Below are 11,099 nucleotides of genomic sequence, written 5' to 3'. Positions count from 1 at the left end.
TTTTTTTCTCCGTGTATCTGTGTGTTCTCCGTGGTGAATTCTTTTTTTTAACCACAGAGGTCACGGAGGAGCACAGAGGGGGTTATTCCAGCCTGATGGCTTCATATTCCTGCCGGCTAAGCGGAAAATCGGGGTCGATTACTTTTACTTCGTCATAGGTTAAGTCATATAGCCGGTAAACCAGGTTATCAATTTGTTGCTCTAAGGCAGAGGTGTCGGCTTTAGGGTTGGATTTTTTAACAGTGAGTATTTGTTCAACTAAATTAATGAATGGAATTTGTTCGGTAAGTGAAATTCTTTTTATTGGGACTTTGCTAAGATAGCAATCATCCATAACACGTGATGTTTCTGTAATATCGCTAAAAAGAACTTTCCCCAAATAAAAAGATGTTAAATTTGAATTTAGTAAAGATAATACATAATAAGGATTTAGAACTTTAGGATTTACAATTAGATTAACAAGTTTTTCTGTTGTCAAAACATCTTTTGTTGCATAAGCGCAAGTCAACTTAGAACCCCTCAAAACCTTAATTATTATTCTATCCCTTTGCAATTTTTCAATAATATTACCAAATTTTTTTAAATGCATTGACAAGTCTATCCTATGAATTTTATCGATAGAATAAAGCGAAACATGAGGTACTTTATTTACATATTTATATTCGCCTTTATTCAAAATGTTTTCTTTAAGTTTATCAGGTATGTAAAGCCCCCTAAAGACTTCTCTTTCAAAATCTTTAAGAAAGCTTTCCGTTTTTTGAATTTTTTCTATTATTTTTTGAGCTAAAGGTGGAATATCTGTAACAATTAATATCGATGTATTTTTCATAACCTTTTGGTCCACTTTGTTAAGTTCAACAAGAGTTTTATTAGTGCTGAATTTTTTCAGTGGTTCAAACTTTACAATTTTTACGTAGTTTGATGGTTTGTAAATAGTGTTTTGTAATATAAAAATAACAGATTCAAGATTTACTTCTGCAAATGAAATACCTGCGTCACCTAAACTAATTATTTGTCTATTTAAAATTGATTCACGCGATTTATGCCAAGCATTAGCAAATAATATTGATTTAGGTACAATGAATGCTATAATAGTTTTGTTTTTGGAAAATGTATCAAAGGATTTTAGAATAAAATACTCTGAACTATCTGTACTACTTCTTATTTTAAGGTGATTCTTCAAAAATTGCTCTTCAGATATTTCTGCACCCCAAGGGGGATTCCCAATCACAATATCAAATCCCCTATTCCCATTTACCAGATATGGGTTCAGAACTTCTGGAAAATCAAGTTTCCAGTCGAAATGGTTAAAAGGTTCATCGGAGTTTCTCAGCAGGTTTTTCAGTTTGCCAATCAGATTGTCAAATGCCTTGATTTGCAGTTCGCGTTCTGTGTTGTGCTTAATATCTGATGCCGTTGGCATAAAGCCACCTTTTTGTTCGGTTTTGTTTATATAAAGCTCTTTATTAAACGAAAGTTGGTTAATGAGCAATTCAATTTTCAGGTTGCGGATTTCTGCCTGCAGTTTCTTTTTGTTTTTGTTGTTGGGGCTAAAGTACTGCTTTTGTTTTTCGGCAACTTCTTTCAGCAGTCGCTGTACATTTTGTACATACTCATCGGCTTTACCCACGCTACTTTTTCGTTCCCAGTCAATTTCCACAATTTCGCCATCGAACTTGCTTATGAGGCTGTCGCCCACCACAATTTTGTAATCGAGGTTTGGCAGGGCTTTGGGCTTTTCTTCGTCCACTACCAGGCTCAGCCAAAAGCGCAAACGTGCAATATCCACCGCCCCTTTTTCAATATCCACCCCGTAAATGGAGTTTTGGATAATGTTCAGTTTGGTTTCGGCAGGTTTCCATTCCTTGCCGGTTTCGTAAGCAATGAGTTCTTTTATGCTGAAAATTTCCTGTAACAAACCCATAGGAAACGCACCGGAACCGATGGCTGGGTCGCAGATTTTTACCTTATCGAGATGCATTTCCAACTGTCTGAACCATGATTTACAAGATTCATCTGATTTGCATGATTTTAAAAGGAGTTCATCATCAATTTCTTTTCTTTTAATAATTGATTCAACCAAATTTCTTTTGTCCTCCTCAAGTATGTTAATCCCCAAATCAGAAAAATCAAGGTTCAAACAATATTCCGTTAAACTTTCCTGACACATGTAATGCACGATTTCCTTGGGCGTATAAAAAGCGCCTTTGTCTTTGTTGTCTTCAAGAAGGTTCTCAAAAATATGGCCTAACATTTCAGGGTCAACGGCTACGGTATGGTCATCGGGGCTGTCTTCGTAAACGGTAAAGTTAAAGGCATCTAAAAAGTCGAGAAAACCACGGGCAAAACCATTGTTTTTTGCAGTGAGTATAGTGTCTTCATAATCGGGGTTATGGAATAGTTTTGCAGGAAACGTCAGCAAATGTTCGTCAAATTCTTCTTTGTTGAACAAACCACCGTTGAGGAAAGGCACCTTCACCGTTTTTCCATCGGGCATTGTAAAATCATCGTTGGGGCGTTCCCTGTTGAGTGTATCAAAGAAAAGAACGGTTAGCCAATTACTGTAAAAAGCATCGTTGCCGCCCGACTGGTGAAAAAGTTGCTTAATGAAGTCGTGCATGCCATCGGTGTAATTGGTATTACTTGCTCCCAGCCACCCTTTTTTCTGAACAAAGTATAGAAACACAATGCGCCCGAGCAATTTCTTTACAAAATCGCGGATGGGTTTACCGGCTTTGTCCTTTTCCTGTTTTGAAGCATCCGCAGGGAAGGTAATATTGAAAACCGATTTACGGTAGTTGGATTCCTGCAGGTAATCGCAAAAGTTTTGGTAATGCAAGGGATATTCATCAAAAAATTCGTCACTAAGTTTTTCAACAGAGAAGGCTTTGACAAGTGTTTGAAACGTAATTTCTTTTTCGGTACTCAGCGCTTCAAAGCGTTCGGCTGCTGTTTTGCAGCTTTCCGAAGGGCCTAATAAAAAGGTGTAACGTTTGGCATTGGTGGTTTTTTCTTTTACCCCTTTGTCGGTCAGTACACTATCTTTGGCAACCAATGTAAGTCGCCATACATTTTTATTGGCAGGTGATATAAAATTGATTAAAGCCGCTTGTCCGGCTGTAAGCAGCTTTCGGACATATTGCTGAATAGCGACCTTGCTTTGTTCGATGCGGACTTTGGGTTGCAACAGCACTTCGTAGCATGTAATTTCGGAGCTGTCGTCCAATTGAATTTTTCCGTAAATCCAAACGTTGGCAATCGCAGCCGATTCCGATTTATTGGGTGATAGAGGTGCAGGAACTAAAGAGGAATTAAGCGTAAATCCTGAACCAAAAACCGGACTTAATACTTCACGGGAAAACAAAACCCTGTCGTAAGGTTTGTGTAATGCTTGTTGTAAATGAATTCTGTTAGCTGGCATTTTATTTCAGTTTTTTCAATTGAACATTTCCTATCAATGATTTCATTTGAGTAATGGCTACTTGGTTGAGTTGTGTAAGCCTCTCGGGTTGTGATAAACCCTGATGGATTAACACCGCGTTTATACTTTCGAGGTTGCTTAAAACCACCAATTGCTCAATGGTTGCCATATCCCTGATATTTCCCTCGGCATCGGGGTTTTCATTTCGCCATTGCTGGGCAGTTTTACCGAAAAGAGCCATATTCAACATGTCTGCTTCATTGGCATAAATAAAGTTTATTTCATTTTTGGAAAGTTCTTTTGGAATCAGATTTTCTTTGATGGCATCGGTATGAATACGGTAATTGACTTTTGCGAGTGTTCGTTGGAGGTTCCATTCAAGTTGAAGACGGTTATTTTCATCTTCCTTCAAACGCTGGAACTCTTTGATAAGAAAAAGTTTAAATGGGGCGCTGATAGCTGAGCCAAATTCGAAGGCAATGTCTTTATGGGCATAAGTACCGCCATATCGACCTTTCTTAACGATAAAACCGATGGCATTTGTTTTAGCTATCCATTCTGAAACACTGAGTACGAAAGAGTTCAAGCCGGCCTGCATTCTAAAGTGGTCGAATTCGACCACTTTAAAATTCGGGTTATACATTTGTTCCCAGGTTCCTAAAAATTCGAGGGTATATCGGTTTCTAATCCAGTTTTTGATAATATCCGCAGCACGGCTTTCATTTTCTTTGGCATTTGCCATGTCAGTTATACAAATATAATCCAGTTTATTTTCAATAATTACCTGAACAGGAATATTTTGAACAATAATTGATTTTTGTTTGGTCATATATTCTTCTTCATTTTAATTCCTTCGAATTCGAGGGGTTTAACTGAAACTTTGAGTTAATACAATTTGAGGATTTACAATTCCCCTGTGTGCTTTGTCTGATTGAGGCATTTCCTCGGAACCGGGAGAAAGGTCGTACCTGTCGAGAACGGTAATAAATAATTGCTCAATAAACTTATCCGGCTCTTTGAGCAATCCCGCATTTGAAGTAAAAAAAACATTGATGGATTTTGGTAAACCCTTCGAAGCAAAAGTTCCTTTTTTGATAATATCCAAAGCACGCAATAATGCCATTCGTTTTTGTTCGGTAGGTGCAATCTTAACTATCGCATTAATGTTTGAAATGGCTTTATTTTCTGCCGGACTAAGATTTCTACGAGAAACTGTCTGAACATTTTCCTGATTTTTTTCAGACTTAAAATATTCGAGACTTGCCAGTGTTTGTTTGTGGTGCAGTTCGTGTAAGGCAATTGCCTTTTCTGAATCAGGAGCTTTAAACAATTTGACTGCCTGTAAAAAATTCATTTCAATAATATTCATTTCGGGAGTGATGAGGCAAAAGATACCGGGATGATTTTCACTTTTCAGATAGGTCAGTGATGTGTTTTGCAATGGGTAATTTATTTCACCGCTTTCAGTGTCCAATAAGGTTAGTTGCCTACCTTCGGGAACTTTTCTCCCGCACCTTGCTTTGTTTGGAATTTTAGCTATTTCATTAAAAATCTTTGGATGTTTCTTCCTAAAATCTCTTAATTCATTCAAATACTTCAAAATTTCGCTTTCTTCTTTTTGAATTTTATTTCCGAATAAAGCCCCTTCTCCTTTTTCTTCGAGAACAGAAAATACCTTGTTATCCTCACCAAAAGCTGTATGAAATGCCTGAAGTTTACGCAGGGCGTTGTTTACCAAATGAATTTGAGCATCTCCATGGGCAGACGGATAATAGTTGTAAACATAGATTCTGTCGGCTCTTGAGCCGATGCGGTTAACACGACCGATGCGCTGCATTAAACGGGTAGAGTTCCAGGGAACATCATAGTTTACTATTACATTACTTCTGTGCAGGTTGATGCCTTCTGCCAGTACTTCAGTGGTAATAATAATATCGTATTCCGATTTCCATTTTTCTTCTTCAAGGTTGGCATCAAAATTTTCCCGGATAGTACTCTCGACATATTTTCTGTTTTCGGCACTTACGGTCAGCACTTTTTTCTTTGTAATCTTTGCAAGTTTTACCGTTAATTCTTCTGCTGTTTCTTTTGATTCTGAGAAAATAACCAGCTTGCCGCTAATATTTAGATCGGTTTTAAAAAACTCATCCTGTATTTGTTTTGCAAACTCTATCAGCTTCGGGTCTTTCTTTACTTTGCTCCAGCGTTCAATTAAATCATCCACTTTTTCCTTATCCTGCTTGAGCAAATCAACAAATTTTTTGTCGAAAGCATCTTTTTTATACTCTTTATTGTTTCCTCCTTTTTCATTTATTTTAGCTTCAATCTCATCATAACTTAAACCCTCTTCAAGCAATTTGTTGATGTCTAAATCAGGTGCGATAAATATCCTGTTATCATCAAACATGGCCAGCATATTATCAATAGCTTTCTGAAATCTTTTCAGCGATTGGGTGAATGCATAAAAACTACTTTCAAGGCGCTTTACCAAAAGCGTTTTCATAATAGCAGACAACCTGCCTGATATGGATTCCACTTTACCATAGATTTTCCGGTCTTCCTCTTTTACCAAAAATTCAATAGCCCGATAACGATAATATCCCAAACCGTCAATTTCATTCCCATCTTCATCAAGATTGGTAATTAGCGAAACTGTATCGAAAAACAATTCACTCAAGTTTCCATCCAATTCATAGTAAAGGGCAATGGGGTCGCCAACTCTTGGGAATTTTATTCCCTGTTTTTCCAAATCTTCCAGATATTCTTTGTTGCTCTCAATGTCTGTTCTTGTTCTTCGGATTACAAGCGGCTCCACTACATCATCTCGTAATTTCTGGAATAGTGCTTTCAGTTTTTTGATATTCAGTTTTTTCTCATAAGCCAGTTTTTTATACTGCTCATTTATAGGTTTGAAATATTCCTGTAAGTTTCTGATGTTTTCAAGTGTGCTGTTTCTTCTGTCCTGAAAAAGATAAAGTTGGTTTTCAATATCCTGTGGGCGGTTATTTAAAGGGGTTGCAGAAATTAAGATTATTTTCTTACGTATATCTCCATTTTCGGCAGGCCTTTTTCTTGGCATTTTACAAATTTCCTGCAAAGCCAGATACATTTCGGTGTAATCATTTCTGAATTTATGGGATTCGTCAACAACGATTAAATCAATATCTTCAGGATTCGGATAAGAATAATTCTCTCTGTCTAAAATTTTATGCAGACTTCCGATCGTAACAAAACGAAAATGATTATCCAGTTCAAAATCTTTTACGGTCCGTCTCCATCCATCTTCAATTGCAGGAGGTACAACAACTAAAACCTTTGTATGAGTGCCATTTTCATAAATAAACTTTTTAATAATCATACAGGCAATAATCGTTTTTCCTAAACCTACCACATCTGCCAAAACAAAACCATTATGCTTCATCATAATTGCATAACCCTGATTGGCAGCATCTGATTGGTATTTTAAGCGTATGTATTTTGGGGGTAAAAGCAGGTCAATATTGTATGGGTCGTAATCTACCCGTTTACCAAAATATTCAATTAACATTTTGATATATAACTCAAACGGAGTAAAGTCATCACGCAAATAGGTTTGGTTCTTGATTCTTTCGGCTTCTGTCTGTAAAATGGGTACAGATTCAGCCCAAAGCCTTTCAAATTCTTCGGTTGCAAATTTTACATCTTCATAATCACGCAAGCTAACGTTAAACTCATAGTTTGATTCAGGATTTGCACCAAGTCCGGCATCTGTCAAATTTGACGAACCTGTAATAACTTCACAAGGCGCATATTCGTTGAATGATGCAGGTCTGAAAATATAAACCTTTGCATGGATTTTCTTTTTGGGGTGTGCTCTAAGTTCTATTTTACAACTAACCAAATCATCAATGAATTGCAGAATTCCTTTTTCTGTAACTTCATCGTAGTTGGCTTCCTGAATATTTTTTATGATTTCATCAAGGAAGTCTGCTTTTGTTTCATCCGGATTTTCAAGATAGAGTTGTCCTTTTTCGTGATATTTCTTAATTAGTTGGTCAACATTGATACCAACAAGGATTCTGATTTTAGGGATTTTGTCGAGAAAAGGACGTACTTTAAAATAACCGGAAGCCCTGAAATAGCCAACCAAAGCATCAAAATGTCTGATACTTTCAATATTTGTAAATACACCCTCAAACTTTTTGAGTAAACTATTATCGTCCTGATTTGTAAAAAATTTAGTAGGCATTAATTTTTTATTCTTTTTAATTGGTTAATAACTTTATCCAAACCATCTTCCAAATACTCTAATTTTCCATAATTTGAACTTAGACTGTCAGCTGAAAACCGAAACTTATGTTCCTTGTAATCAATTTTCAGAATTTGGCTCAGTGGTTTTAAATAATCAATTGCCATTGGTCTTTCAGTACGTTCAACCTTGCTAAGAGTAGTAGTATCAAATTCATGTGGGGCTGCAGCTTTTCTAAATAAAAAATTTTTTTCTTCTCTTAATCGTCTGATATTTTCACCATAAGTGTCATTTGCTATTTGACTTTTCTGTCTGGACAATTTTGTAAAAGATACATTTGATTTTGTTTCCGGCCTTATTAGCAAAGGAAGATCTGGCTCTTTAGCAAGGTTTTGATTAAGTGTTGAATTGTGGGATTGACAATGTTCTTTTGAAAGCTTTCCGTTTGGGTTGACAGAAAAATTATAAATCTTCTGTGGAGAAAATAAAAAATACAGTAGGGTCGGAAATGATTGACAGAATGTTTGGTAATCTGGTCGGCTTGCTTGCTTTATCAATATTTCGTTTTTCTGTCCTTTCAATATGGTTTACTTTCAATGTTTTTTTGTCGTTGCCTGATTTCGCTTGCAGGGAATGTCAGCCTGTGAAAATACTCACTCATCCTTAACCAAATTACCCGACAAAGATATTAATACTTTACTGAAAAGTTAAGCAGAAAAACCTGATTTTTTTATTGAATGTGTTTTATTTTTTAGCCCCCGACTTTTAATACAAAATAATTCATTTTCCATAAGATGAATTGACTGTGTATATCCAAAGCAATGAGTTGCTTAACTTTGCCAAAAAAAAATGATGTATCTCCGCTTTCTGATTACAACAGCCGCGCTTCTTTTATCTTCATTTTCTCTGCTGAAAGCACAGGATAAATATGATTTGCCTGAAAATCTGACAAGAAAAGCTGTTTTTGAAGAAGAGTTCAACAATAATTCGAACAAGTGGAACCTGACTGATTTGTATCCTTGCTACACAGTTATCGAAAAGGGCAGATTGTCGGTTCATTCCGAGGATTTTGGAGGTAAGATTGTTAAAAATATGAGGTTTAATGTTAAAAAGGATTTTGAGATAGAATTTTCAATGCGCTGGATCTCAGGCGATAGTTTACTACCGGCAGGCCTCATCTATGCTGCTTCAAAAGAAAAATATTACAAACTGGGTTTTAGCCTTGTAACACAACGATTTTTACTGGAAAAACGGGTTTTTGATAAAGACTTACCCATTGACCAAAAGGAAAATCTTGAGCTGAGTAACGAGTTCTTTAATATCATAACGGTCAGGGTGGTTAAAAAGAAAATGTATTTGTTTGTCAATAAGCAACTGGTATATACAGGCATTGCTCCAAAACCTTTTGATAATTATTTCGGGTTTTTTGTACCGGGAACTTCCATATATGCTTTTGACTACATTAATATTTATTATCTCGAAAAGCTGAAATCAGATAAGCGAAAAGAAGAACATAAATAAGGCATGAAAGTTTGTCATCCATATCTCATTGCAGGGCTTGTCTTGTTATTTATACAGTTAAATTTAAATGCATTATCTCAACAGGTAGAGAAAGGCAAAGCTTCATATTACAGCGATCAGTTTAACGGCAGAAAAACTGCCAGCGGAGAAGTATTCGATAATAATAAAATGACAGCGGCACATCGAACTCATCCTTTTGGTACTCAGTTGAAAGTAACCAATCTGAAAAACAATCGGTCCGTGGTGGTTACCGTCAATGACCGTGGCCCATGGAAACACGACAGGGTGGTAGATGTTACAAAGGCCGCTGCAAAAGAGCTGGGTTTTGTTGCCGAGGGAATAGCCGAAGTGTCGGTGGAGGTTTATCAGCCATCAGTTCCGCCTGCAGAGCCGGCTGAAAACAAAGTGGCTTCTTCGTTATTCGAGGTGAACCTGATTCCGGTAAGCGGAAGTGGTTTTGGGGTACAGGTTGGTGCTTTTCAACAGATTGACAATCTTTTTACTGAATTGCTCAGGATAGAAAAAAAATACGGTCATAAGCCCATGGTTCATGTGGCAAAAGTGAACGGGGAACGTTACTACAGAATCATCATCGGGCCTTACGAAAGCAGGGAAAAGGCTGAAAGAAAGCTCGAAAAATATAAAAAAGACGGGCTTGACGGATTCATTATTGATCTGAAAGAACTTGAATAAGCTTCGATTTCCAATGTTATTAAAAACCAATGCAGGTTTGTATTTTTACCACCATAACAAACATGGGAAATTATTGAATAATTCAGTTTTCACCAAAATATTCCTGTTATTTCTGTTCATTTTCCTGATGAAGAATCAGACAACAGCTCAGCTGTCCGGAACCTATCTGATTGGTAAAAGTGCTCAGGCCGATTTTGCTACGCTGGCTCAGGCCATTGACAGCCTGAATGCCAATGGTATTTCTTCCCCGGTAGTATTTAAAATTGAAAAAGGTATTTACAATGCACAACTAACCATTTTGCAGATTAAAGGAGCCGACTCACTGAATACCATTACCTTTGAATCGCTTGGTAGCGACAGTCTTGATGTGGTTCTTGAAAACAGGTCGTATTATACCTATTCCAACTTTGTACTGAACCTCATGGGGACTGATTATATTACTTTCAGGAAGATTACTTTCCGTGCTATCAGCGACACTTTTTCAAGGCTGGTGCTGATGAACGATAATGCTACGCATGTTCAGTTCGAAAATTGCCTTTTTCTGGGGAAAAGGCCTCTGTCTGCGTATTATCCCGGCTCTTCCGACCAAAGCCTGATTTATTCCCCACCTGCTGTTAACTCCAATGAAAATAATCTGGTGATTAAAAACTCTTCCCTGATAAACGGGTATATTGCCATCGAGCTAAACGGAAATTCAGTATTCGATCCGGAAAGAGATATTCTGATTCAAAACTGTTATTTTCTGAATCAGTTTTCCTGTGCTATTGCTGCCAGTCAAATAAGCAGACTGACTGTGGTTTCCGACAGATTTGAAAACCTGACGCAGGATTACTTTTCTTCACTTGAATTATATTCTTCCTCCGATTTAAAAATCAGCGACAATTTATTTTATGCTCCTGCTTCACACAGCGGAACTATTATCAGTCTGTACAACTGCCTGAAAAACAAATTGCAGAGAAACATTATCAGCAACAATGTCATTAATTACCATTCACCGGTATCTTATTATCTGACAAGTCAGAAACATGCAGCCTTCTATGCAAACAATTGCACTTCTTTTCTTATCGCACACAATACGGTCAGAATTTCAGGGGATTATTCGAAATCAAAAATCCTGATGTTTGAAGCTTCAAAAGATATTTCGGTTAAGAACAATATTTTCTGCAACCTGTCGAACGGATACCTCTATTATTTCCCTGACAATCAGCGGTCGGGGTGGGATTTTTCAAATAATGT

Annotated in this window: 7 protein-coding genes; 3 read left to right on the top strand and 4 right to left on the bottom strand. The window is 37.0% G+C overall.

Translation table 11 applies throughout. From position 1 onward, the window contains the following. Positions 1-82: 82 nt before the first annotated feature. From GX437_10245 to GX437_10230, 4 genes are read right to left on the bottom strand one after another with little or no spacing between them, the layout of a single operon-like run. A complete protein-coding gene (locus GX437_10245; GenBank protein NLJ08038.1) occupies positions 83-3,421 on the bottom strand; it encodes an SAM-dependent DNA methyltransferase in 3,339 nt (1,112 codons plus the stop codon). A gap of 1 nt (position 3,422) precedes the next feature. Beyond that, positions 3,423-4,250, bottom strand: a complete 828-nt coding sequence (locus GX437_10240; GenBank protein ID NLJ08037.1) for a KilA-N domain-containing protein — start codon at positions 4,248-4,250, stop codon at positions 3,423-3,425. A gap of 39 nt (positions 4,251-4,289) precedes the next feature. Beyond that, positions 4,290-7,649, bottom strand: coding sequence for a restriction endonuclease subunit R (locus GX437_10235; GenBank protein ID NLJ08036.1), 3,360 nt, complete (start codon positions 7,647-7,649; stop codon positions 4,290-4,292). Further along, positions 7,649-8,230, bottom strand: coding sequence for a hypothetical protein (locus tag GX437_10230; protein ID NLJ08035.1), 582 nt, complete (start codon positions 8,228-8,230; stop codon positions 7,649-7,651). Before GX437_10230 ends, GX437_10235 begins: the two co-directional genes overlap by 1 nt. Before the next feature lie 268 nt (positions 8,231-8,498). Between GX437_10230 and GX437_10225 the strand changes: the two genes are divergently transcribed. The 3 genes from GX437_10225 to GX437_10215 all read left to right on the top strand — a co-directional run. Continuing rightward, positions 8,499-9,170: a hypothetical protein gene (locus tag GX437_10225; protein ID NLJ08034.1), complete on the top strand. Its 672-nt coding sequence runs from the start codon at positions 8,499-8,501 to the stop codon at positions 9,168-9,170. 3 nt (positions 9,171-9,173) lie between these two features. Next, a complete protein-coding gene (locus GX437_10220; GenBank protein ID NLJ08033.1) occupies positions 9,174-9,863 on the top strand; it encodes a septal ring lytic transglycosylase RlpA family protein in 690 nt (229 codons plus the stop codon). A gap of 13 nt (positions 9,864-9,876) precedes the next feature. Next, positions 9,877-11,099: hypothetical protein (locus tag GX437_10215; GenBank protein NLJ08032.1), on the top strand; the 1,223-nt coding region annotated here is incomplete at its 3' end.

Source organism: Sphingobacteriales bacterium, from assembly GCA_012517435.1.
Classification (GTDB): domain Bacteria; phylum Bacteroidota; class Bacteroidia; order CAILMK01; family JAAYUY01; genus JAAYUY01.
This window is presented reverse-complemented; position numbering and strand designations above follow the sequence as displayed.

Excerpts from the sequence above, each read along its gene's own strand:
- GX437_10220 (NLJ08033.1), top strand. The coding sequence starts at position 9,174 with ATGAAAGTTTGTCATCCATATCTCATTGCAGGGCTTGTCTTGTTATTT.
- GX437_10240 (NLJ08037.1), bottom strand. The coding sequence starts at position 4,250 with ATGACCAAACAAAAATCAATTATTGTTCAAAATATTCCTGTTCAGGTA.
- GX437_10225 (NLJ08034.1), top strand. The coding sequence starts at position 8,499 with ATGATGTATCTCCGCTTTCTGATTACAACAGCCGCGCTTCTTTTATCT.
- GX437_10235 (NLJ08036.1), bottom strand. The coding sequence starts at position 7,649 with ATGCCTACTAAATTTTTTACAAATCAGGACGATAATAGTTTACTCAAA.
- GX437_10245 (NLJ08038.1), bottom strand. The coding sequence starts at position 3,421 with ATGCCAGCTAACAGAATTCATTTACAACAAGCATTACACAAACCTTAC.